Below are 22,461 nucleotides of genomic sequence, written 5' to 3'. Positions count from 1 at the left end.
GAATCCCCGCCGTGTTGCGAAAGCTCAGCTGCGGGTAGTGCAAGCAAGCAGAGCGCATAGCCGCGCAAGGCTAAGGGAAGCAATCCGGCCGGCAGTCAACAGCAGAGGGAAAGCACAAAAAAACCTGCGGGCGCAGCAAAAACTCTTACAATCACAGGCCGGATTTCCTACACGCCTTCTCCATCGATGCCCAAGAGAAAACCCCGTGAGTGACTCAGACTGCTCATCCGCGCCGCTGGTTGACGTCGTGAAGCTTGCCGCATCCCTGCAGCGATTCGCGGACGATCGCGATTGGCAGCAGTTCCACTCCCCAAAAAATCTCATCCTGGCTCTCACTGGCGAGGTAGGAGAGCTGTGCGAGATTTTCCAATGGATGAGTGATGCCGATTCTATCTCCGCCGCAACAGATCCCGAAATCGGCCAAGCCGTCATGGATGAACTGGCGGACGTACTGATGTACCTGGTGCGCCTGAGCAGCGTACTCGGCGTGGATCTCAACGAAGCAGTAACACGGAAACTCGCCTCGAACGGCCAGAAATACCCTGTGGATAAAGCCAAAAGCAGCAGCAAGAAGTACGACCGACTCTGATCAACCCGGATCTAAGGACAACCCGTGATCGTTTACGCTGCGACCAAACAGCAATTTCTTAAAGACAACGATAACGATGACATTGAGGAGGTGATCCTCAGGCATTACAAGGAAGCTACCGGCAAGAACGTTGGCTCCTCGGAAATCAGGTCGTGGCAAGGGTCCCTGACGTACATGGCCAAGGTCCTTAGAGATGAGGCCCTCCCGAGCGATGCAGGCCTGGCCATTGAGTTGCACATTCCGCAGTCGTCGAAGCGAATCGACTTTCTACTCACCGGTCGCGACGAAAACCAGGCAAAAAAAGCCGTACTGATCGAGCTGAAGCAATGGAGCAAGGCCAACGCCACAACCAAGGATGCCATCGTCAAAACGGCATTGGGTGGCGGCCTCGTTGAGACCATCCACCCGTCCTATCAGGTGTGGTCATATGCAGCGCTGTTGGAGGGTTTCAACGAGGCGGTGTATGACAAAAGCATCGAAATCCGTCCGTGTGCCTACCTCCATAACTACGTCAGCGACGGCGTCATAGATTCAGCGCACTACGAGCCCCACATCAGCAAGGCTCCGCTATTTCTGAAAGGCCCGGAAGAGCTCAGTAAACTCCGAAGTTTTCTGAAAAAGCATATAACTCATGGCGACAACAAAGAGGTTCTTTACGAACTGTCCGAAGGAAAAATTCGTCCGTCCAAGGCGCTAGCCGAAGCCCTCGGTGGGTTGATGAAAGGCAAACCCGAGTTCGTATTGATTGACGATCAGAAAGCAATTTTCGAGTCGGCGCTGGCGGCAGCAAGCGAGGCCTCGGACCAAGCACCCAAGGTGATGATCATCGAAGGTGGGCCGGGTACCGGGAAAACTGTTCTGGCTATTAATCTGCTGGTGAAGCTCACCGAATTGAAGCTGATGAGCAAATACGTCTCCAAGAATGCTGCCCCACGCAAGGTCTACGAAAGCAAACTGGTTGGCACCATCAAGCGCAGCCATTTCTCGAATTTCTTTTCAGGCTCTGGGGCATTCATCGACACTGAGTCCAACACATTCGATGCGCTAATCGTGGACGAAGCTCACCGGCTGAATGAGAAAAGCGGGCTTTACGGAAACCTTGGGGAGAACCAGATCAAAGAACTGGTTGACTCAGCGAAATGCTCAATTTTCTTCATTGATGAAGACCAGCGTGTAACGTTGAGCGATATCGGCAGCAAGCAGGCGATACGCGCCTTTGCAAAAGCCAAGGGTGCTGTGGTTGAAGAACACGTGCTGTCTTCACAGTTTCGCTGCAGTGGTTCTGACGGTTACCTGGCATGGCTGGACGACACGCTAGGCATTCGCTCGACGGCAAATCCAACGCTTGAGGCTCAAGAGTACGAGTTTAAGGTGTTCGACTCACCTCAAGCGATGCATGAAGCAATCAACGAGAAAAACCACGGAAACAAAGCTCGTGTGGTCGCGGGCTATTGCTGGCCTTGGTTGAGCAAGAAAGACCCTTCCGCTGCTGACATCGTCATTGGTGGCTACAAACGCCAATGGAACCTGGACCAGGATGGCAGCCTATGGATCATCGCTGAGAACTCCATCGAGCAGGTTGGCTGCATTCATACCTGCCAAGGTTTGGAAGTCGACTACATCGGGGTGATCATCGGGCCAGACCTAGTCGTACGTGACGGTCAGGTAGTGACATCCCCGGATGAGCGTGACAAGCACGATAAATCGATTCGCGGCTGGAAAAAAATGATGAAAGAGCAACCTACCCTCGCGAAGAATGAAACAGACCTGATCATCAAAAATACTTACCGAACCCTGATGACGCGCGGGATGAAGGGTTGCTACCTGTACTGCACCGACAAAGAGACTGCGCAATACTTCGAAAGTCGGCTTAGCCAACACAGCAATCCTTGACGGTATCGTTTGCCAGGTGTTCGGTCACAGTTAGTCATGGCGGCTTTCCAGCCATGTAGCGGCCCCTGATGGAGCCTCACCCCGCGCATGGTTGAACGAACTGAAGCAACCAACCGCCTGTAGCACAAGACCTTCATCTTGCCCGAGAAAGTTTCTGACACACTGAGGGCCACAACCCGGCAGCCAGGTGATAGTGATCAGCTGGTGTCGCAGTGCCAGGACGAAACGATGGTCTACGAGCCAACCGCGTGGCAGATCAACCCGCCATAGGTCAGTCACCACTCCATCGACGACTGCCAGGCTCACTCCTGGCACAGCCGCGTCGAAAAAGCGCCAGCAGTAGCGCGCTACATTGACGGAGCACACCAGCATGCCCCCCAACCGCACCCCATGGCTCTGCCTAATCACCTGCCTGGCCCTGTTCAGCACCACCACCATCGCCGCCCCCCAGCTATTGCACCTGGGCCAAACCCACCCTTACAACTTCCTCGCCTACAGCAACACCGACCTGACACAACCCCAACCAGCAACCCGCGCAATCGTCATCCTCCATGGCGTGCGCCGCAACGCCGAGGACTACTACCGCAGCGGCCTGCAACTGCTGGCCAACGCCGGCCTGAACGGGCAAGACACCTTGCTGCTGGCCCCCAACTTCCTCACCCCACGCGACAGCACTGCCACCCGCGACATGCCGCTATGGCCAAAAGACCGCTGGATGCATGGCAGCCCTTCGACAGATGGCCAGCGCGGCATCGCGGCCTTCAGCGTGCTCGATGACCTGCTGGCCTACCTGACTGACCGCCAGCGCTACCCGCATCTGCGAGAGATCGTGCTGATCGGCCACTCCGCCGGGGCGCAACTCATGCAGCGCTATGCGGTACTGACTGACAGCACACCGCAAACGCCGGGCATCGCTATCCGCTACGTGGTTTCCAGCCCGTCCACCTACCTGTACCTGGACAGCAACCGACCACGGCAGGGCGGCTTCGCGCCATTGCCCCTCGGCCAATGCCCGGACTACAACCACTATCGCTACGGCCTCGAACAAGCGCCGCCCTACTTCACCCGTCAAGGCCTGGATGCCCGACAGCTGTTTCGCCGCTATGCCTCGCGCGATGTGACCTACCTGGTGGGCGAGCGCGACACTCACGCCGACAGCAAGGTCATGGACCACAGTTGCGGCGCCGAGGCTCAGGGGCGGAATCGACTCGAGCGCCAGCTCGACTACCTGCGTTACGAAGGTTTCCTGTCACGCACCTGGGGTGTCGCCGTTGCGCATCGCCAGTTCGTCATTCCCGAGGCAGGGCACGATGCCGGCCATCTGTTCGCCAGCCCGAGCGTGGCCGAGGTGCTGTTTGCGCGCAAACCCTAGCGCTGTGCATCGAGGGCATAGAACTCCTGCAGCTTGGCCTGCAACAGCGCCTTGTCCGGCAGGCGGGTCTGGTACTCGGCGATCAGCGCCGGCGACAGGCTGCGGTTGAGGGCGTACTCGACCACTTCATCGTCCTTGCTGGCACACAGCAGCACGCCGATGGCGGGGTTTTCGTGGGCTTTGCGTTCGTTGCGGTCGAGGGCTTCGAGATAGAAATCCAGCTTGCCCAGGTATTCGGGTTCGAAGCGCCCCACCTTCAGTTCAATGGCCACCAGGCAGTTGAGGCCACGGTGGAAGAACAACAGGTCGAGGGCGAAGTCACGGCCGCCCACTTGCAAGGGGTAGTGCGAGCCGACGAAGCAGAAGTCGCGGCCCAGTTCGACCAGGAAGTCCTTGAGGCGGCCGAGCAACCCCTGGTGCAGGTCGGCCTCGGCGTGCCCGCCCGGTAGGCCGAGGAACTCGATCATGTAGGCATCGCGGAACACTTCCAGGGCCGACGGATGAGCCAGGGTGAGCGCGGCCGATGCCTTGGCCGGTTGCGTCATGCTGCGCTCGAATAGCGCGGCCTTGAGTTGACGCTCAAGCTCACGGCTCGACCACTTCTCCTGCGCCGCCATACGCAAGTAGAACTCACGCTCTTCGGGGCGTTTGCACTGGCTGAGGATGATCAGGTTTTGGGTCCATGGAATTTGTGTCAGCAGTGCTGACACTTTCTCCTCATGCCCACGATATACCTCATAAAACTGACGCATGCGGAACAGGTTCCGTCGGGTAAAACCTCTCAGCCCCGGCTGGGTCAGTGCCAGATGATCCGCCAATTGGCTGATCACACCGTCACCCCACTCGGCTGCCTCCAGTTTGCGACTGATGTATGCCCCAACCTGCCAATGCAACTCGATCAGTTGGGTGTTCACGGCCTGGACCGCGCGCTGGCGAGCCGTCTGGATCAGTGCAATCACTTCAGCGAAGCGCGTGCTGGCCGTTACGGACGCGGTTGCACCTCGAGACTCGGTGTTCATGCGACGACTCCCTGGCGATGATCGATGAGCGCAAGAGTCTATGGGCATTCATCACATTGGCTGACAACGTAACTGTTGCAAAACGCAAAGAGGGCGCCCTGTGGCGCCCTCTCGTCCCCGGCAAAGCCATCAGCCCATCGACCTTGCTCCCACCACCCGCCCATGCCCGCGCGTGGTGACGATGCCCAGGAACGAAATCACGATCGCCAGGCTCAGTGTCGCGGTCACTTCGGCGCGGTGTTCCTCGGTGAACATCATCACGCCCAGGGCGCCGGAGATGAACAGGATCACCGCCCAGGTCAGCCAGGGGAACAGCCACATGCGGAACTTCAAGTTGGCGTTCTCGCGCTCCAGGCGGGCGCGCATGCGCAGCTGCGATATGGCGATCACCAGGTACACCAGCAGCGCGATGGCGCCGGAGCTGGCCAGCAGAAACTCGAACACGCCCTTGGGCGCGAAGTAGTTGAGGATGGCGATGGCCGCGCCGATCAAGGTGCTGCCGAACACCGCCGCGCGCGGCACGCCGACCTTGGAGGTGTTCTTCAGCAGGGCCGGGGCATCGCCGCGCTTGGCCAGCGAATACATCATCCGCGAGGCGATGTAGATCGACGAGTTCATGCAGCTGGTCACGGCGATCAGCACCACGAAGTCGACCATCAGCGCGGCGTTGGGAATGTTCATGATCTCCAGGGCGCGCTGGTAGGAGCCCACCACCGCCAGTTGCGGGTCGTTCCACGGCACCACCGAGATGATCACGAAGATCGACAGAATATAAAAGGTGCTGATGCGCCAGATCACCGAGCGGGTGGCCTTGGCGATGTTGCGCGCCGGGTCGCTGGACTCGGAGGCGGCGATGGTCACCGCCTCGGTGCCGATGAAGCTGAACATCACGGTGATGAAGGCGCCGACCACCGCCGACCAGCCCTTGGGCGCGAAGCCGCCGTGCTCGTCGATCAAGCTGCTCAGGCCGCTGACTTCGCGCTCGGGCAGCCAGCCCAGCAACGCGGCAACGCCCAGGCCGATGAAGCCGAGGATGGCGGTGACCTTGAGAATCGCGAACCAGAACTCGAACTCGCCGTACTTGGCCACGCTGAACAGGTTGGTGCAGGCCAGCAGCAGCACCGAGGCCAGGGCGAAGATCCAGCTGTCCACCTGGGGGAACCAGGCATTGAGCACATGGCCCGCGGCCAGTGCCTCGATGGGGATCACCAGCACCCAGAACCACCAGTACAGCCAGCCGATGGTGTAGCCGGCCCAGCGGCCGATGGCCTGGTCGGCGTAGGTGGAGAACGAACCGGTGTCGGGATGGGCCACGGCCATTTCGCCGAGCATGCGCATGACCAGCACCACCAGGGTACCGGCCACGAAATAGGAGAGGATGGTGGCCGGCCCGGCCGCCGCGATGGCGTGCCCGGAGCCGACGAACAGTCCCGCGCCGATGATGCCGGCGATGGACAGCATCGTTACGTGACGAGGCTTGAAACCTTGAGCAAGGTTGCCATCAGTTCCCACGGTGTTCATTGATGTTGTTCTCTTTTTGCTGACACAAGGAAGGGACGGGCAGGCGTAGGCGAAAACGGTCTCCTCGGCAAAGGGCGGAGTACGTTGCGCACGCTCTGTTATCGGCCTTCTCACGCGCCTGGGGCAACGCACCATGGGGATGCGGGCTTCACTTTAAGCCGGGCGCGGCGCCAGCAAAATGCTCGGGAACGCCAGGTAAGTGTTCGATCACGACACTGCGTGCCTATCCACGCCAGTCAAGCCCCTCGGCATGCCTGAGAGCGTCAGTCGCGGTCACGCAGGTGGTCCCGGTAGAAGTTCAGCACGGCGAAAACCACGATCGCGGTGACGATCATCAGGCCGATCTGCAGGTTGCTCATGGGCTCTGCGGATTAACGATCGAAACTGGCCGGCTATGCAGGGCTTCGCCAGCATGGTTGGCACCTACGGGTTAGGGTGAAACGCTGGTGCCTGTGGGAGCGGGTTTACCCGCGAAAGGGCCTGTGGATTCTCCAACGCATTCGCGGGTGAACCCGCTCCCACAGGACCGCGATGTTTTCCCGATCGTGCCAGGCGCTTGAGCGCCAGCACCATCAATACGCCCAGCAGCATCATCGCCAGCACCAGCAGCGCATAAGCCAGCCACCATGGCACGCCTGCGGTCATCATGCTGAATTCGGACATGCCGCCAATGCTGGCGATCAGGTTCAGCGGCAGGAACACCACGTTGATCAGGGTGAGCTTGCGCAGGGTTTCGTTCATCGCGTTGTTGGCCAGGTTGCCACGGGCGTCCATGAGTCCGGCGAACACCGTCGAGTAGATCTCGGCCTGCTTGTGGCACTGGGTATTCTCGATGACCAGGTCGTCGATCAGCGCCAGCACCTCGGGATTGAAATGGCGCTTCTCGCCATGGGCGCGCAGCCGCGAGAGCACCGCGCCATTGCTGTGGATGGCGTTGATGTAGTGGATCAGGCTCTCGCTGAGGTTGAACATCTGCATCAGGTGGTGGTTTTCCAGCGACTGCTCGAAGCGCTGCTGCAGTTCGCGGGCGACCATCTTGATCACCTTCAGGTGCCCCAGGTAGTGGTGCAGGTTGTCCAGCAGGATGGCCAGCAGGACATCCATCGGGTCGTGCAGCGCATGGCGTTGCCCGAGGCCATCGAGCAGGGAGGCGTCCGGGGCGATCAGCACCAGGTGGCCGTCGACCATCAGCATGCCGAACGACGACACCTGGAAGGCGAAGCTGTCGCCTCCGGTATAGCTCTCCGGGCGCTTCCAGATCAGGAACAGACCGTCGCGGTGCAGCTCGATCCGCGACACCTCGTCCGGGTCCAGCGCCGACGCCAAGGCATGGGCGTCCAGATGGAACCAGGCCTGCAGCAGTTCACGCTCGGCACTGTCCGGTTCGACGAACAGCAGCACCTCGCAATCGAGCCCTTCGCGCTTGCGCAACTGGCCATGGGCCAGGCTGTAGCTTTCGATCATGCCAGCACCTCGTTACCAGGCTTGCCCCCGGCGCTTCTGCTCCAGGCGGCGGATGAATTCCTCCAGCACCAGGGTGTAGAGGTCGTCGTGCAGATAGGCATCCTCGATGCCGGCGTCGAGGTTGGGGTTGTCGTTGACCTCGATCACCACCACCCGGTCGCCCACCTGCTTGAGGTCCACGCCATACAGCCCGTCGCCAATCAGGTTGGCGGCCTTTACCGCCAGCTCCACCACCGCGCGCGGTGCCTCGTGCACGGCCAGGGTGCGGCATTCGCCGTTGACCTCGTCACGCTGGGCCTGGTGGTTGAAGATCTGCCAGTGCCCTTTGGACATGAAGTACTGGCAGGCGAAGATCGGCTTGCGGTTGAGCACGCCGATGCGCCAGTCGTACTCGGTGTAGAGGTATTCCTGGGCCAGCAGCAGCACCGAATGCTCGAACAGTTCGGCGGTGGCGGCCTGGAGTTCGGCGGGGTCCTTGACCTTGATCACGCCGCGGGAGAAGCAGCCGTCGGGAATCTTCAGCACCAGCGGGAAGCCCAGGCGCTCGCCGATCCCTTCCAGGGCCTGGGGGTTGTCGCGGTAGAGGATCTCGCTGGCCGGCATGGCCAGGCGATGGCTGCGCAGCAGGTCGGTCAGGTAGACCTTGTTGGTGCAACGCAGGATCGACGCCGGGTCGTCCATCACCACCAGCCCTTCGCTCTCGGCCTTCTTGGCGAAGCGGTAGGTGTGGTTGTCGACGCTGGTGGTCTCGCGGATCAACAGTGCGTCGTACTCGGCCAGGCGCGCGTAGTCCTTCTTGCCGATCAGCTCGACGTCGATGCCCAGCTGATGCCCGGCACGCACGAAGCGCTCGAGCGCCTCGGGGTTGGACGGCGGCAATGCTTCGTCGGGGTCGTGGAGGATCGCCAGGTCATAGCGCGCCACGCGACGTGAACGCGGCTGGCGCCAGATTCTGCGGCTGAAACCGTCGAGCGCATTGGCGAACTGGTCCTGCTGGTCTTCGCGCAGCTTGTGCAGCGCGCCGGCCTTGACCCCGGCGATATGCCAGGTGCTGCTCTTGCGAAACTCCACCAGCAGGATCGGACACGGGAAACTTTCGAACAGCTGGCGGGCGATATCCTGCAGCGGTTCCAGGTCGGTACGGCCGAAATACAGGGTCAGGGTGAAGCCTTCGGTTTCGCCATAGGGGTGATTGGCCAGGGCACTCTCCAGGCGACTGGTCATGTCGTCGAGGGCCAATCCATACAGCGACTTGCGGGTCAACTCACTGATACTTCTTACCGACGGAATAACTTTATGCCCGCGCGCCTCGGCCAACAGCGAACAATAATAACCATGGCCTAGGTACTTATAATTACGACATAAGTTTATGACTTGAACGCGTTTGCCACTTTCCGCTTCGCGCGGCTGTTCCAGATATTCCTGAGCCGTCACGACATCCTCGCTCGGGAGGTACGAAGCCCAGTCATCACGGCGTTCCACGATAATCACCAACTGGCTTGACTTGCTGTCCAGCGGCAGTGGATAAATAACACCAGTTGCGGATTGGTTTGAACTTTCCCTGGTCCAACCAGGCAAGGGTTCCTGAAACGAAGACATTTTTGAAGCCCTGTGTTGGGTACACACTGCTTCTATTAAGCACGAAGTTTTTCGAATGTCCCGTTTCATTACGCAACTTTTACGGCGGCTCTATGCATATCGAATTTCGCCTGGCAACCGTTGATGACCTGCCGGACCTGCTGGCGCTGGAGAACCAGTGCTTCGCCCTGGACCGGCTCACCCCACGCAGCTTCCGCTGGATGCTGTCCCATGCCAATGCCAGCCTGCTGGTGGCCCAGCGCGATGGCCAGCTGATGGGCTACGCGCTGTTGCTGTTTCATCGCGGCACCTCGCTGGCACGGCTGTATTCCATTGCCATTGCCGAAGCCGCGCGCGGCCAGGGGCTGGGCGCCCGCCTGCTCGAACAGGCCGAACGTTGCGCGCTGGAGCACGAGCGCGCCTACCTGCGCCTGGAAGTGCGCATCGACAACCCATCAGCCATCGCCCTGTACGAACGCCACGGCTACCGGCGCTTCGCGCTGGTGGACGACTACTACGAAGACCACGCCAGCGCCCTGCGCTACGAGAAGCGCATCCTCCAGCGCCCGACCGTCGAGTCGCGCCCGGTCCCCTACTACGCCCAGACCACCGATTTCACCTGCGGCCCGGCCTGTCTGTTGATGGCCATGGCGGCCCTGCAACCGCAGCGCCAGCCCACGCGCCACGAGGAACTGCGCCTGTGGCGCGAGGCGACCACGGTGTTCATGACCTCCGGCCACGGCGGCTGCAGCCCGCACGGGCTGGCACTGGCCGCCTGGCGCCGGGGTTTTCGTGTACGCCTGCAGGTCAACACCGAAGGGCCGCTGTTTCTCGATGGCGTGCGCCAGCCGGCGAAGAAGGAGGTGATGCGCCTGGTCCACGAGGACTTCTGCGCCGAGCTGCACGGCAGTGACGTGACGATCGCCCGGCCGGCGCCCGACCTGCCTCGGGTACTGGCCGAAGGCGGCCTGGCGCTGGTACTGATCAGCAACTACCGGCTGACCGGGAGCAAGGCGCCGCACTGGGTACTGGTCACCGCCTGTGATGACGACTTCGTGTATCTGCACGATCCTGACATCGACCACGGTCGCCATCGCCAGGCCCTGGACTGCCAGCACCTGCCGGTCAGCCACCAGGAGTTCCAGCGCATGAGCCTGTTCGGTGGTCGCAAGCTGCGGGCGGCGGTGGTGGTGCATGCGCGGGACGCAATGGCGGCGTAAACGAAAAAGCCCCGGCGAACCGGGGCGATGCTGCACGGGCGTCTGCCTACGCCAGGCCATAGGCCAGTGGCAGCGGGAAAAGTTGCCGGGACTGTACCGGCCCTTTCGCGGGCAAGCCCGTTCCCACAGGTGCTGGAACCAGCCCCTGTTCTCTGTGGGAGCGGGCTTGCCCGCGAAGAGGCCGGCGCAGCTCTGCCTCAGCGCACCAGGCAAGGCCGCTTGTTGTCGAAGGTCCACCCCGGCATCAGATACTGCATGGCCACGCTGTCATCGCGCGCCCCAAGCCCCATGTTGCGATAGCACTCATGGGCCTTGGCCAGCTGGTCTTCATCCAGTTCGACGCCCAGCCCCGGCCGCTCGGGCACGCGCACATGCCCCTCGACGATGCGCAGCGGCTCGCGGGTCAGGCGCTGGCCGTCCTGCCAGATCCAATGCGTGTCGATGGCGGTGATCTCGCCCGGCGCGGCGGCGGCCACCTGGGTGAACATGGCCAGGGAGATATCGAAGTGGTTGTTCGAATGCGAACCCCAGGTCAGGCCCCAGTCATGGCACATCTGCGCCACCCGCACCGAGCCCTGCAAGGTCCAGAAATGCGGGTCGGCCAGCGGGATGTCCACCGCCTGGGACTGGATCGCGTGGCCCATCTGTCGCCAGTCGGTGGCGATCATGTTGGTGGCGGTGCGCAGCCCGGTGGCGCGGCGGAACTCGGCCATCACTTCACGCCCGGAGTAACCGTTCTCGGCACCGCAAGGGTCTTCGGCGTAGGCCAGCACCTGGTGCTTGTCGCGGCACAGGGCGATGGCTTGCTTCAGCGACCAGGCGCCATTCGGGTCAAGGGTGATACGCGCATCAGGGAAGCGCTCGGCCAGGGCGACGACCGCCTCCATCTCCTCTTCACCGCGCAGTACACCACCCTTGAGCTTGAAGTCGTTGAAGCCATAACGGGCCTTGGCGGCTTCGGCCAGGCGCACCACCGCTTCCGGCGTCAGGGCCTGTTCATGGCGCAGCCGGAGCCAAGCGTCGTCGGCATTGGCCTCGTTGCGATAGGCCAGGTCGGTGCGCTGGCGATCGCCGATGTAGAACAGGTAACAGAGCATCTTCACCGCCTCACGCTGCTGGCCCTCGCCCAGCAGCGCGGCCATCGGCACGCCCAGGTGCTGGCCGAGCAGATCAAGCAGGGCGGACTCCATGGCGGTGACCGCGTGCACGGTGATGCGCAGATCGAAGGTCTGCAGCCCTCGCCCGCCCGCATCACGGTTGGCGAAGGTCTCGCGCATGGCGTTGAGCACCCGCTGGTAGTGGCCGATGGGCTGGCCGACCACCAGCGCCCGGGCATCCTCCAGGGTCTGGCGGATCTTCTCGCCCCCGGGCACTTCGCCCAGCCCGGTGTTGCCGGCGCTGTCGAGCAGCACCACGACATTGCGGGTGAAGAACGGGCCGTGGGCGCCGCTGAGGTTGAGCAGCATGCTGTCGTGCCCGGCCACCGGGATCACGCGCAAATCCGTGACCACCGGGGTGCCGAGGTGAGCCTGTGGGGTTGTCTGCATGTTCATGGAGTCTCTCGCGGGGTCAGTTGGCCGAAGCGGCCTTGAAGTCAGGGGACGCCGCGCCTTTGGGGCGCATGCGCACGAAGAACACGGCGATGGCGGCCAGCACCGAAGTCACCGCCAGGCCGTACAGGCCGCCCTGGATCGAGCCGGTCTGCTGCTCCAGCAGGCCGAAGGTGGTGGGCGCGACGAAGCCGCCGAGGTTGCCCACCGAGTTGACCAAGGCGATCACCGCCGCCGCGATACGCGCATCCAGGTAGCCCTGGGGAATCGGCCAGAACAGCGACGAGGCAGCCTTGAAGCCGATGGCGGCGAAGCACACCGCGACGAAGGCGAACACCGGGCCGCCAGTGGTGGACATGAACATGCCGCATGCCGCGACCAGCAGGGCCGCAGCCACCCAGGCCTGCTGGAACCTCCAGCGCCTGGCGCAGGCGGCGAAGGCGTACATGGCGATGATCGAGATCAGCCAGGGGATCGAGTTGAAGAAGCCGACCTGCAGGTCGCTCAGCTCGCCCATGCGCTTGATGATGCTCGGCAGCCAGAAGGTGGCGGCGTAGATGGTCAGCTGGATGCAGAAGTAGATCAGGCAGAACAGCACGATCTGACGGTCCTTGAGCAGGCGCCAGGCCGATACCTTGGTCGCGCCGCCGGTCTCGCGCTCGCGCTGCTCCTGGTCGATCGCCGCCACCAGCGCATCCTGCTCGGCACGGCTCAGCCACTTGGCGTCGTGGGGCTTGGAATCGAGCCAGAAGAACACGAAGAAACACAGCACCACCGAAGCCATGCCTTCGATGAACAGCATCCACTGCCAGCCGTGCAGGCCCATGCCCTGGATCTGCATCAACGCACCGGCCAGGGGGCCGGAGATCAGCGAAGCCACGGCCGAACCGCTGAGGAAGATGGCGATGGCCTTGCCGCGTTCGGCTGCCGGCAGCCAGCGGGTGAAGTAGTAGATCACACCGGGGAAGAACCCGGCTTCGGCCACCCCGAGCAGAAAGCGCAGCACGTAGAACTGGGTCTCGGTCTGCACGAAGGCCATGGCCGTGGCCACCAGGCCCCAGGTGAACATGATGCGGGTCAGCCACAGGCGCGCGCCGACCCGCTGCAGGAGCATGTTCGAGGGCACTTCGAACAGGGCGTAGCCGATGAAGAACAGGCCGGCGCCGAAGCCATAGGCCGCCGCGCTGATGCCCAGGTCGCTCTCCAGGTGCGGGCGGACGAAGCCGATGTTGACGCGGTCCAGGTAGTTGACGATGAACATGATGACGAACAGCGGCAGGACATGGCGCTTGACCTTGGCCACGGCACTGGCAAGCGTGTGCGCAGACGGATCTAGGGTGTCGTTCATGGGGGCTCCCACTCATTGTTTTTATTGGGGGGCTGGTGCTGGACAGAGTTGTCTGACCTCCAGGTGAGCAAGAGCATATTCCCGAGGAGGTTGTACGACAACGACAATTTTTCAGGTAAATCCGAAAATACAAGCGAATACCTGTATAAAATCGGCAAAAAATCCACAAACGAGAAAGTTGAAGCTGGCAATCGGTTGCCAATTTCCAGATCAAAAAATTCTTTGTGCAGAACTTGTCATACAAGTAGATTGGCTATCGAAAGGCTGGCCCACGCCATCTGTGGGAGCGGGCTTGCCCCGCGATCGGGCCGCACCCGCCATCCCCTCACCAGAGAGCCTCCGATGTCCCGCGCCCACGACCTGGTCTCACGCCTCACCCAGCAGATCCTCCTCGGCACCTACGCACCGGGCGACCGACTGCCCTCGGAAAACGCGCTGGTGCGCGATCACGCCATCAGCCGCACCGTGGTGCGCGAGGCGCTGTCGAAACTGCAGGCATCCGGCCTGGTGGAAACCCGTCATGGCATCGGCACCTTCGTCATCGAGCGCCAGGCCCAGCCCGGGCTGCGGGTTGGCCCGGAAAGCGCGGCCAGCGTGCGCGACCTGCTGGAGTTGCGCCTCGGCCTGGAAGGCCAGGCCGCCGCCCTCGCCGCCCTGCGCCGCGACGAGCGCCAGCTGGCGCAGATGCGCCAGGCGCTGGACGACTACCAGGACCTGGCAGCCGCCGGCGACAGCTGCATCGAAGCCGACCGACGCTTTCACCTGCTTATAGCCGAGGCCACCGGCAACCTGTATTTCGGCGAGATGATGGCGCACCTGGGCACGGCGCTGATCCCGCGCAATCGCATCGCCCAGGCCGAGCGCGCCGGTGCCCGCCTGGCCCGGCACGCGTACCTGGCGAACCTGGAACACGAGGCGATCCTCAATGCCATTCGCCGCCAGGACCCGGACGCGGCACGAGCGGCCATGTGCCTGCACCTGTCCAACAGCCGGGATCGTCTGGTACCGGACTGAAGGCGGTCATGATCGAGGTGGCACAAACCCTTACAACTTTTCAGCGCTGCAACGACTAACCTTCACCATCACTTCAGCGACAGGCATGGATGCCATGGCCATCATCCTCGACGACCCCACGCTCGCACTGGTCGAGCGCTACCGCGACGATTCGCACCTGCGCGGCGAACTCAACGCCCTCACCCGCCAGACCTACGGCTTCGACTTCGAAACCTGGTACCAGGCGGGGTTCTGGCAGGACGGCAACCAGCCTTGCTCGCTGGTACGAGCCGGGAAGATGCTGGCCAATGCGTCGGCCAACCTGCTGGACTTCACCCTCGATGGCAGGCGCTTGCGCGGTGTGCAGATCGGTACGGTGATGACCGCTCCAGAGGCTCAAGGCCGTGGCTACAGCCGCTACCTGATGGAAGTGCTGGTGCAGCGCTGGGCAGGCCAATGCGACCTGCTGTACCTGTTCGCCAACAGCACCGTGCTCGATCTCTATCCAAAGTTCGGCTTCCATCGAGTGATCGAACATGAGTACTACCAGCCCTGGTCGGCACAACCAAAGACCAACACCTTCCACCCGGTGAACCTGGACGATGGCGAACAACGCCAACGCTTCATCGACGCGGTGAAAAAGAGTTGTCCACAGGCGCGATTGAGCCTCATGCCGAATGTGCCGTTGACCATGTTCTATTGTGACGGGCCTTACCGGGAGGCCCTGTTCCACTCGGCACGGCACGAAGCCTATGTGGTCGTGGAACACGACGGTGAACGGATGGTGCTGGTCGAGGTGTTCTGCCCGCGCGCGCTGGCGCTGCACGACGTGCTGGCCGAGCTGGTCACGGATCGCACGCAAGAGGTGGTGCTGGGGTTCGCACCGCTGCACGGCGACGGGTTCGCCACGCGGGTTGTGGATAACGATGATGCGCTGTTCGTCTGGGGTACGACACAGACAGGCCTCGAGGCCCAGCCGCTGATGTTCCCGTTACTGTCACATACCTGATGCAGGGACCTGTGGGAGCGGCTTTAGCCGCGAACACCGGCGCAGCCGGTGCCATCCACCGCATCGCTTGCTTCGCGGCTAAAGCCGCTCCCACAGGGTCAAGCTGACTCAACGGGTGAACCTGCAAGGCTCGGCTCACCAGGTCAGGCAGATCTTGCCGAAATGCCGGTTGCTCTCCTGGTACTTGAACGCCTCGACGATCTGCTCCAGTTCGAAATGCTTGTCCACCACCGGCCGCATGCCGTTGGCATCGATGGCGCGCACCATCGCCTGCTGCTGGGCGCGGCTGCCCACCAGCACGCCCTGCAGGCGGATCTGCCGCACCAGTGCCTGCACCAGCGGCAACTGCCCGGCCACCCCGGTGAGGATGCCGATCAGCGACACCTGGCCACCAATGCGCGCGGCGATCATCGATTGCTCCAGCGTCGCCGGGCCACCGACTTCGATCACATGATCGACGCCACGGTTGTCGGTCAGCCGGCGCACCTGCTCGCCCCAGGCCGGGGTGCTCTTGTAGTTGATCAGATGATCGGCGCCGAGGGCCTTGAGTCGTTCGAGCTTGGCATCGCTGGACGAGGTGGCGATCACCGTGGCGCCGGCCAGCTTGGCGAACTGCAGGGCGAAGATCGACACGCCACCGGTGCCCTGCACCAGCACGCTGTCGCCGGGCTTGAGATGGTCGTCGCTCATCAGCGCGCGCCAGGCGGTGAGGCCCGCGGTGGTCAGGGTCGCCGCCTCGGCGTGGCTGTAGCCTTTGGGCGCGAGGGTGAACGAAGTGGCGCGCGCGGTCACCTGTTCACGCGCGTAACCGTCGATGCCATCGCCGGGCACGCTGGCGAAGCCTTCGACTTCGGCCTGGCCGTCGAGCCAGTCGGGAAAGAAGGTGCTGACCACCGTGTCGCCGACCTTGAACTCGCTGACCCCTGAGCCCACCGCGATCACTTCGCCGGCGCCATCGGCCATCGGGATACGCCGCTCGCTCGGCCCCCACATGCCGCTGACCACGGCGAAGTCGTGGTAGTTGAGGGAGCTGGCGTGCAGCCGTACGGTGATCTCGCCCGCCTTGGGCGCGGCGGTTTCGCAGGTGCCGACCTGGACCTTGTCGTAACCGCCGCCGGGCAGCACGTAGATGGCCTTGGTACTCATGGATGACGTCTCCATCGTGGGAAAAGGTGCAGTCAGCTTAGACAGGTCTGGGCGATCGCGGGGCCAGCCCGCTCCCTCGATGTGGACTGCCCCCAAGGGTTGGATCGATGTCCAGCTTCTCGGGGCAGTCCAATGGATGCGTGGGAGCGGGCTTGCCCCACGATAGCGCCGTCAGCCGAGCAACGCCCTCAGCGCCCGGCAATCGACCGCATGCCAGTCGGCCAACTGCGGCCATGGGTTGTCCGGCAGGTTGACCAGCACGGTGCGGGTGCCGGCGGCCCGGCCACAATCGAGGTCGAAGCGATAATCACCGACCATCACCATCTCACCAGGGCTCACGCCCCACGCCTGGGCGATCTGCAACAGCCCGTCCGGGCTGGGTTTGGGCGCCGCCTCGTCACGGCCGAGGATATGCTCGACCGGGAAGCAGTCGGCCAGGCCGATGGCCTCCAGGGTGACATGGGCCAGCTCACGGGCATTGCGGGTAAGAATGGCCAGCCGGCAATCGCGCGCGGCCAGTTCCCGTACCAGCGCCACCGCGCCGTCCGCGGCCTGCGAGGCGATCGCCAGGTCACGTTCGTGCTCCAGCAACCAGGCATGCTTGGCCGCGGCCTGCGCCGCCGGCAAGGCGGCCAGGTGAGTGAGGATGTCATGGTCGGGCGGGATGCCGAGCGCCTCGCGAATGGCCGCGAAGTCATGCACGGCGACGGTCAGCGTGCCGTCCATGTCGAACACCCAGTGGCGGATGTCACGCAGGTTCATGCCCAGTCCTTGCGGTGGCGAATCAGGCCTTCCTGGGTGGACGAGGCCACCAGTTGCCCGGCGCGGTTGAAGATGCTGCCACGGGTGAAGCCACGGGCGTTGCCGGCCCACGGGCTGTCGGTGGCGTACAGCAGCCAGTCGTCGGCGCGCAGGTCGCGGTGGAACCACAAGGCGTGGTCGAGGCTGGCGATCTGCATGTCCTTCTGCCACACCGACTTGCCATGGGGCAGCAGCGCGGTGGTCAGCAGGCCGAAGTCCGAGGCGTAGGCCAGCAGGTACTTGTGCAGCGCCGGAATGTCCGGGAGCGTGCCATCGGCGCGAAACCAGGCGTACTTGACCGGATCGCCCGGCTTGGGGTCGAACGGGTCGCGCTCGGTGACCGGACGGATCTCGATCGGCTTGGCGCACAGCACCTTGTCGCGAATGCGCTCGGGCAGCTTGTCGGCCATGACACTGGCCAGCTCGACTTCGCTCGGCAGGTTTTCCGGGCCGACCACGTCGGGCATCTGCGCCTGATGCTCGAAACCGTCTTCGTCGTACTGGAACGATGCGCTGCAGGTGAAGATCGGCTGGCCCTTCTGGATCGCCGTCACGCGCCGGGTGCTGAAACTGCCGCCATCGCGCACGCGGTCCACCGAATAGACCACCGGCATGCTGGCATCGCCCGGGCGCAGGAAGTAGCCATGCAGCGAATGCACATGGCGGGCATCCTCGACCGTCTGGCTGGCCGCCGACAGCGACTGGCCGAGCACCTGGCCGCCGTACAGCTGGCGAAAGCCCAGGTCCTGGCTGCGGCCACGGAACAGGTTCTCTTCGATGGATTCGAGGCTCAGCAAGTCGACCAGATCGTCGAGTACGTGGCTCATGCGGTTCTCCTGGCAAGGCAATTCGGCGCGGTTATACCGGCGAATGATACAGGGTTTTGCCACTCGTCCCGTCGCACGAATGGCGACCTATTCAGCCGCGCAGATTCTGTTGCCAGCGGTCGCGGTCGATGCGGTACAGCACGTGTGGGCGCAGCGGATCGCCAACGGGCAGGCGGGGGTGCTCGAAACTGCCTTCAAGGTCCTGGACCATGCCGATGGCCTGCATCACTTTCTGCGATGGCAGGTTGCTCTGGGTGGTAAACGACACCACTTCGTCCAGGTGCAACTGCGCGAAGGCACAGCGCAGGCAAGCCCAGGCCGCCTCGCTGGCGAAGCCCAGCCCCCAGTGCCGGCGGGCCAGGCGCCAGCCGATCTCCACCGCCGGGCCGAACGGCGCGTCGAAGTTGACGTTGAGCAGGCCGGTCATGCCGATGAAGGCACCACTGTCCTTGCGCTCCAGGGCCCACAGGCCAAAGCCGTACTCGTTGAAATGGCCACGGATCCGCCCGATCAACGCGGCTGTCTCCACGCGGCTCATCGGCGCCGGGAAGTAACGCATCACCTGGGGATCGGCGCACAGGGCGGCGAACTCGCGCAGGTCGTCGTCCTGCCATTGGCGCAGCACCAGGCGTGGGCTTTCCAATTCAAGAATGGGGGTCATCGGTGCGGCTCCGAAATCGCGGTCTGGCAGTCTACAGCGTAGGACGATGTAGAAACTTTCATCGTCGCATTCGCTGCACGATGCTTTTTTCACATCGCCTTCACCGCCCTCCAACAGGCCACTCCAGAGAATGCCGGCAACCACCGCGGCCATCGTCGACGCCGCACTGCCATCGGAGTGACGCATGCTGTCCAGCACCACCTTGCACAACCCAGCCCTGCTGGCCAGCCCCAAACGGCGCCGCTCGCGCACGACGATCGGCGCCGCGATCGGCCTGTTGCTGGCATTGGCCGGCGCCGGCACATGGCTCGTGACGAGGACGCACATCGTGAACCTTGGCAATGAACAACAGTTGAGCGACAGCGGCTTGCTGCAGGACTGGAAAGAGGGCGCGGTGATCGTCATGATCCGCCACGCCGAGCGCTGCGACAGCGCGCCAGGCCCGTGCCTGGACGACTCGACCGGCATCACCGTCGCTGGCAGCCAGGCGGCGCAGCGGGTCGGCCTGGGCATGCGGCAACTGGGACTGGCCGATGCCGACCTGCTCAGCAGCCCCAAGCTGCGCACGCGCCAGACCGCGCATTTCCTTCTCGGCCAGGCCGTGGCCAGCGAAGACTGGCTGGAAAGCTGCGATCAGCAGTTCCCCGCCGAAGCCATGGCCCGCAAGCGCCCAGGGCACAATCTTGTGCTGGTGACCCACAACGGCTGCATCGACCACTTCGCCCGCCAGCAGCATGTGCCCGGTGGCGAGCGTGAAAGTGGCTACGCCAGCGCGCTGTTCGTGTCGGTGGATGGCAGCGGCAAGGCACGCATCCTCGGGCGCATGAACGAGCCGGACTGGCAAAGGGTGCTGGCCTCGGCCAACCGGTGATCGGCTGTCGGTCTTTGCTCAGCCCTGTGGGAGCAACTGTCTTGCTGAGATTTCTTAACTGACGTGATCTGTGTAGGAGCGGCGTAGTACCTGTGGGAGCGGGTTTACCCGCGAAGCAGACAACGCGATGGATGGCACGGGCTTCGCCCGTGTTCGCAGCGGTTCGGCGCCCCGACAAGCCCGCTCCCGCAGGGATCGCGCCAGGCCGAGGCGTCTGAACATCCCACAGAAGTCACCAATCCTGGCAAGATCGGCTCTCGCCCCTACCGCGCCGACACCATGCCCCTGCCGCTGATCTACCACGACGACTACAGCCCTGAGTTCCCGCCGGACCATCGCTTTCCGATGGACAAGTTCCGCCTGCTGCGCGATCACCTGGTCGACAGTGGCCTGACCACCGACGCCGCGCTGCTGCGCCCGGAAATCTGCCCCAGCGAGATCCTCGCCCTGGCCCACGACCGCGACTACATCGCGCGCTACATGCAGGGCGAACTGTCCCGCGAGGACCAGCGCCGCCTCGGCCTGCCCTGGAGCGAAGCCCTGGCCCGGCGCACGGTGCGCGCCGTCGGCGGCTCGCTGCTGACCGCCGAGCAGGCCTTGCAGCACGGCATCGCCTGCCACCTGGCCGGCGGCACCCACCACGCCCATTACGACCACCCCGCCGGCTTCTGCATCTTCAACGACCTGGCGGTAATCAGCCGCTACCTGCTTGAGGCCGGTCGCGTGCACCGGGTGCTGATCTTCGACTGCGACGTGCACCAGGGCGACGGCACCGCGCGCATCCTCCACGACACCCCGGAAGCAATCACCGTGTCGCTGCACTGCGAGCAGAACTTCCCGGCACGCAAGGCCCGCAGCGACTGGGACATCCCCCTGCCGCGCGGGATGAACGACGCCGCCTACCTCAAGGTGGTCGAAGACGCACTGAACTACCTGCTGCCGTTGTACCAGCCCGACCTGGTGCTGTACGACGCCGGGGTGGATGTGCACAAGGATGATGCCCTGGGCTACCTGCAGCTGACCGATGCCGGCCTCGCCGCCCGCGACGAGCACGTGCTGCGCCAGTGCCTGGGCCGGGACATTCCGGTGATGGGCGTGATCGGCGGCGGCTACAGCAAGGACCGTGAGGCGCTGGCCCGACGGCACGGCATCCTCCATCACAGCGCGGCACGGGTCATCGGTTGTTCACAATGACTGTGGAACCGCCTGTGGATAACCTGCGAGAAAGCGGCTCCAGCCCTTTAACTACCTGAGCTGCAAGGAACTGATCATTTATTGAGCAGTGTTTCCGGATAGCCCGCTAAGGTAGAATGCGCGGTCTTTTCCACAGCCTGTCGCCCGCCATGAACGATCCTCGCCCCACTTCCCGTCCCCTCGTCGCCGTGATCGGCGGCGGCCCTGCCGGCCTGATGGCCGCCGAGGCCCTGGCCCGGCGCGGGGTGGCGGTCGAGGTGTTCGACGCCATGCCCTCGGTGGGGCGCAAGTTCCTGCTGGCCGGCGTCGGCGGCATGAACATCACCCATTCCGAGCCCTACCCGGCCTTCGTCGGCCGCTACGCCGAGCGCCAGGGCGAGCTCGACGCGCTGTTGCGCGGCTTCGATGCCGAGGCCCTGCGCCAGTGGATTCACGGCCTGGGCATCGAAACCTTCGTCGGCACCTCGGGCCGGGTGTTCCCCCGCGACATGAAGGCCGCGCCGCTGCTGCGCGCCTGGCTCAAGCGCCTGCGCGAGGCGGGCGTGGTTATCCACACCCGCCATCGCTGGCTGGGGTGGCATGCCGACGGCGCCTTGCGGATAGGTTATCCACAGGGCGAATTACAGGTTCGAGCCGACGCCGTGGTCCTGGCGCTGGGCGGCGGCAGTTGGGCACGCCTGGGCTCGGACGGGGCCTGGGTGCCACTGCTGGCCGAGCGGGGTGTGGATATCTCGCCGTTGCAGGCCAGCAACTGCGGCTTCGAGGTGCAGGGCTGGAGCGAGCTGCTCAAGGACAAGTTCGCTGGCGCGCCGCTGAAGAACATCGCCTTGAGCGTGCCCGGCGCCGCACCGCGCAAGGGCGAATTCATCCTCACCGCCCAAGGCGTGGAAGGCAGCCTGGTGTATGCCTGGTCGGCGGCGGTGCGTGAAGCGATCCACCGCGACGGACGTGGCACCCTGCTGCTCGACCTGCTGCCCGACCGGCCTGTGGACAAGATCGCCCAGGCCCTGGCCAAGCCCCGCGGCTCGCGCTCGATGGCCAAGCACCTGCACGGCCAGCTCGGGATCGACGGAGTAAAGGCGGCCTTGTTGCGCGAGCTGACCGACCAGGCGACCTTTGCCGACCCTGTGCGACTGGCTGCCGCCATCAAGGCCCTGCCGATCGAACTGGTGCGTGCGCGGCCGCTGGATGAAGCGATCAGCAGTGCCGGTGGCGTGCGCTTCGAAGGGTTGGATGAAGGGCTGATGGTGCGCAACCTGCCCGGGGTGTTCTGCGCGGGGGAGATGCTGGATTGGGAGGCACCGACTGGCGGGTACTTGCTGACGGCGTGTTTCGCCAGTGGGTTGCGGGCGGGAAATGCGGCGGCGGATTGGCTGGCGCGCCTGGCCTGAAGAATGCCGGGACC

19 protein-coding genes are annotated in these 22,461 nt (G+C 63.6%); 9 read left to right on the top strand and 10 right to left on the bottom strand.

Going from position 1 to position 22,461, the window contains the following annotated elements; translation table 11 throughout:
* The first annotated feature begins 205 nt into the window (after positions 1-205).
* The 3 genes from N5D48_RS06940 (at position 206) to N5D48_RS06930 (ending at position 3,854) form a co-directional block, all read left to right on the top strand.
* On the top strand, positions 206-589 hold the full coding sequence (locus N5D48_RS06940) for a nucleotide pyrophosphohydrolase (RefSeq protein WP_279882542.1): 384 nt from the start codon (positions 206-208) through the stop codon (positions 587-589).
* Between the two features lie 24 nt (positions 590-613).
* On the top strand, positions 614-2,482 hold the full coding sequence (locus N5D48_RS06935; protein WP_279882539.1) for a DUF2075 domain-containing protein: 1,869 nt from the start codon (positions 614-616) through the stop codon (positions 2,480-2,482).
* Between the two features lie 370 nt (positions 2,483-2,852).
* Entirely contained in the window at positions 2,853-3,854 is a 1,002-nt protein-coding gene (locus tag N5D48_RS06930) for an alpha/beta fold hydrolase (protein ID WP_279882537.1), read from the top strand.
* Here N5D48_RS06930 and N5D48_RS06925 read toward each other — a convergent pair.
* The 4 genes from N5D48_RS06925 to N5D48_RS06910 all read right to left on the bottom strand — a co-directional run bounded on the left by N5D48_RS06925 (position 3,851) and on the right by N5D48_RS06910 (position 9,457).
* The gene (locus tag N5D48_RS06925) at positions 3,851-4,873 is read right to left on the bottom strand and encodes a PDDEXK nuclease domain-containing protein (protein ID WP_279882535.1); all 1,023 of its coding nucleotides are present in this window, start codon (positions 4,871-4,873) and stop codon (positions 3,851-3,853) included. The two genes, N5D48_RS06930 and N5D48_RS06925, sit on opposite strands and share 4 nt — an antisense overlap.
* A 129-nt stretch (positions 4,874-5,002) precedes the next feature.
* Positions 5,003-6,394, bottom strand: a complete 1,392-nt coding sequence (gabP, locus tag N5D48_RS06920; protein ID WP_279882533.1) for a GABA permease — start codon at positions 6,392-6,394, stop codon at positions 5,003-5,005.
* Between the two features lie 423 nt (positions 6,395-6,817).
* The gene (locus N5D48_RS06915; protein WP_279882531.1) at positions 6,818-7,858 is read right to left on the bottom strand and encodes a magnesium transporter CorA family protein; all 1,041 of its coding nucleotides are present in this window, start codon (positions 7,856-7,858) and stop codon (positions 6,818-6,820) included.
* Between the two features lie 12 nt (positions 7,859-7,870).
* Positions 7,871-9,457, bottom strand: a complete 1,587-nt coding sequence (locus N5D48_RS06910; protein ID WP_279882529.1) for a RimK family protein — start codon at positions 9,455-9,457, stop codon at positions 7,871-7,873.
* A gap of 92 nt (positions 9,458-9,549) precedes the next feature.
* On the opposite strand from N5D48_RS06910, the gene N5D48_RS06905 reads away from it, so the two are divergent.
* A complete protein-coding gene (locus tag N5D48_RS06905; protein WP_279882527.1) occupies positions 9,550-10,656 on the top strand; it encodes a peptidase C39 family protein in 1,107 nt (368 codons plus the stop codon).
* Positions 10,657-10,853: 197 nt separating this feature from the next.
* Here the strand turns inward: N5D48_RS06905 and gudD are convergent, their stop codons facing one another.
* Entirely contained in the window at positions 10,854-12,209 is a 1,356-nt protein-coding gene (gene gudD, locus N5D48_RS06900) for a glucarate dehydratase (RefSeq protein ID WP_279882525.1), read from the bottom strand.
* Positions 12,210-12,225: 16 nt separating this feature from the next.
* The gene (locus N5D48_RS06895; RefSeq protein WP_279882523.1) at positions 12,226-13,554 is read right to left on the bottom strand and encodes an MFS transporter; all 1,329 of its coding nucleotides are present in this window, start codon (positions 13,552-13,554) and stop codon (positions 12,226-12,228) included.
* 342 nt (positions 13,555-13,896) lie between these two features.
* Here N5D48_RS06895 and N5D48_RS06890 point away from each other — a divergent pair, with 342 nt between their 5' ends.
* Both N5D48_RS06890 and N5D48_RS06885 read left to right on the top strand, forming a co-directional pair.
* Positions 13,897-14,568, top strand: a complete 672-nt coding sequence (locus N5D48_RS06890; protein WP_279882521.1) for an FCD domain-containing protein — start codon at positions 13,897-13,899, stop codon at positions 14,566-14,568.
* Positions 14,569-14,662: 94 nt separating this feature from the next.
* Positions 14,663-15,556 carry a GNAT family N-acetyltransferase gene (locus tag N5D48_RS06885; protein ID WP_279882519.1) on the top strand — a complete coding sequence of 298 codons (894 nt, stop codon included), beginning with the start codon at positions 14,663-14,665 and terminating at the stop codon, positions 15,554-15,556.
* 135 nt (positions 15,557-15,691) lie between these two features.
* On the opposite strand, the gene N5D48_RS06880 is transcribed toward N5D48_RS06885, so the two are convergent.
* From N5D48_RS06880 to N5D48_RS06865, 4 genes are all read right to left on the bottom strand, one after another.
* Positions 15,692-16,702 (bottom strand): NAD(P)-dependent alcohol dehydrogenase, encoded by a 1,011-nt coding sequence (locus N5D48_RS06880; protein WP_279882517.1) that lies wholly within the window; start codon positions 16,700-16,702, stop codon positions 15,692-15,694.
* A 171-nt stretch (positions 16,703-16,873) separates the two neighbouring features.
* On the bottom strand, positions 16,874-17,464 hold the full coding sequence (locus N5D48_RS06875; RefSeq protein ID WP_279882515.1) for an HAD family hydrolase: 591 nt from the start codon (positions 17,462-17,464) through the stop codon (positions 16,874-16,876).
* Positions 17,461-18,330 (bottom strand): acyl-CoA thioesterase II, encoded by an 870-nt coding sequence (gene tesB / locus N5D48_RS06870; RefSeq protein ID WP_279882513.1) that lies wholly within the window; start codon positions 18,328-18,330, stop codon positions 17,461-17,463. The genes N5D48_RS06875 and tesB overlap by 4 nt, the downstream gene beginning before the upstream one ends.
* 91 nt (positions 18,331-18,421) lie before the next feature.
* Complete coding sequence (locus N5D48_RS06865; RefSeq protein ID WP_279882511.1) at positions 18,422-18,991, bottom strand: GNAT family N-acetyltransferase; 570 nt, start codon at positions 18,989-18,991, stop codon at positions 18,422-18,424.
* A 184-nt stretch (positions 18,992-19,175) separates the two neighbouring features.
* Here N5D48_RS06865 and N5D48_RS06860 point away from each other — a divergent pair, with 184 nt between their 5' ends.
* From N5D48_RS06860 to N5D48_RS06850, 3 genes are all read left to right on the top strand, one after another.
* Positions 19,176-19,862: a histidine phosphatase family protein gene (locus tag N5D48_RS06860; RefSeq protein ID WP_279882509.1), complete on the top strand. Its 687-nt coding sequence runs from the start codon at positions 19,176-19,178 to the stop codon at positions 19,860-19,862.
* Between the two features lie 279 nt (positions 19,863-20,141).
* Positions 20,142-21,056, top strand: a complete 915-nt coding sequence (locus N5D48_RS06855) for a histone deacetylase (protein WP_279882507.1) — start codon at positions 20,142-20,144, stop codon at positions 21,054-21,056.
* Between the two features lie 149 nt (positions 21,057-21,205).
* Complete coding sequence (locus N5D48_RS06850) at positions 21,206-22,447, top strand: TIGR03862 family flavoprotein (protein WP_279882505.1); 1,242 nt, start codon at positions 21,206-21,208, stop codon at positions 22,445-22,447.
* Positions 22,448-22,461: the final 14 nt, after the last annotated feature.

The organism is Pseudomonas sp. GD03858 (genome assembly GCF_029840925.1).
Classification (GTDB): domain Bacteria; phylum Pseudomonadota; class Gammaproteobacteria; order Pseudomonadales; family Pseudomonadaceae; genus Aquipseudomonas.
Note: the sequence above shows the minus strand (reverse complement) of the source record. Positions and strands in the feature narration are given on the sequence as shown.

Bases quoted from the DNA above. Each gene is read 5' to 3' on its own strand.
- N5D48_RS06930 (WP_279882537.1), top strand. From the start codon at position 2,853: ATGCCCCCCAACCGCACCCCATGGCTCTGCCTAATCACCTGCCTGGCC.
- N5D48_RS06925 (WP_279882535.1), bottom strand. From the start codon at position 4,873: ATGAACACCGAGTCTCGAGGTGCAACCGCGTCCGTAACGGCCAGCACG.
- gabP (WP_279882533.1), bottom strand. From the start codon at position 6,394: ATGAACACCGTGGGAACTGATGGCAACCTTGCTCAAGGTTTCAAGCCT.
- N5D48_RS06915 (WP_279882531.1), bottom strand. From the start codon at position 7,858: ATGATCGAAAGCTACAGCCTGGCCCATGGCCAGTTGCGCAAGCGCGAA.
- N5D48_RS06910 (WP_279882529.1), bottom strand. From the start codon at position 9,457: ATGTCTTCGTTTCAGGAACCCTTGCCTGGTTGGACCAGGGAAAGTTCA.
- N5D48_RS06905 (WP_279882527.1), top strand. From the start codon at position 9,550: ATGCATATCGAATTTCGCCTGGCAACCGTTGATGACCTGCCGGACCTG.
- gudD (WP_279882525.1), bottom strand. From the start codon at position 12,209: ATGAACATGCAGACAACCCCACAGGCTCACCTCGGCACCCCGGTGGTC.
- N5D48_RS06895 (WP_279882523.1), bottom strand. From the start codon at position 13,554: ATGAACGACACCCTAGATCCGTCTGCGCACACGCTTGCCAGTGCCGTG.
- N5D48_RS06890 (WP_279882521.1), top strand. From the start codon at position 13,897: ATGTCCCGCGCCCACGACCTGGTCTCACGCCTCACCCAGCAGATCCTC.
- N5D48_RS06885 (WP_279882519.1), top strand. From the start codon at position 14,663: ATGGCCATCATCCTCGACGACCCCACGCTCGCACTGGTCGAGCGCTAC.
- N5D48_RS06880 (WP_279882517.1), bottom strand. From the start codon at position 16,702: ATGAGTACCAAGGCCATCTACGTGCTGCCCGGCGGCGGTTACGACAAG.
- N5D48_RS06875 (WP_279882515.1), bottom strand. From the start codon at position 17,464: ATGAACCTGCGTGACATCCGCCACTGGGTGTTCGACATGGACGGCACG.
- tesB (WP_279882513.1), bottom strand. From the start codon at position 18,330: ATGAGCCACGTACTCGACGATCTGGTCGACTTGCTGAGCCTCGAATCC.
- N5D48_RS06865 (WP_279882511.1), bottom strand. From the start codon at position 18,991: ATGACCCCCATTCTTGAATTGGAAAGCCCACGCCTGGTGCTGCGCCAA.
- N5D48_RS06860 (WP_279882509.1), top strand. From the start codon at position 19,176: ATGCTGTCCAGCACCACCTTGCACAACCCAGCCCTGCTGGCCAGCCCC.
- N5D48_RS06855 (WP_279882507.1), top strand. From the start codon at position 20,142: ATGCCCCTGCCGCTGATCTACCACGACGACTACAGCCCTGAGTTCCCG.
- N5D48_RS06850 (WP_279882505.1), top strand. From the start codon at position 21,206: ATGAACGATCCTCGCCCCACTTCCCGTCCCCTCGTCGCCGTGATCGGC.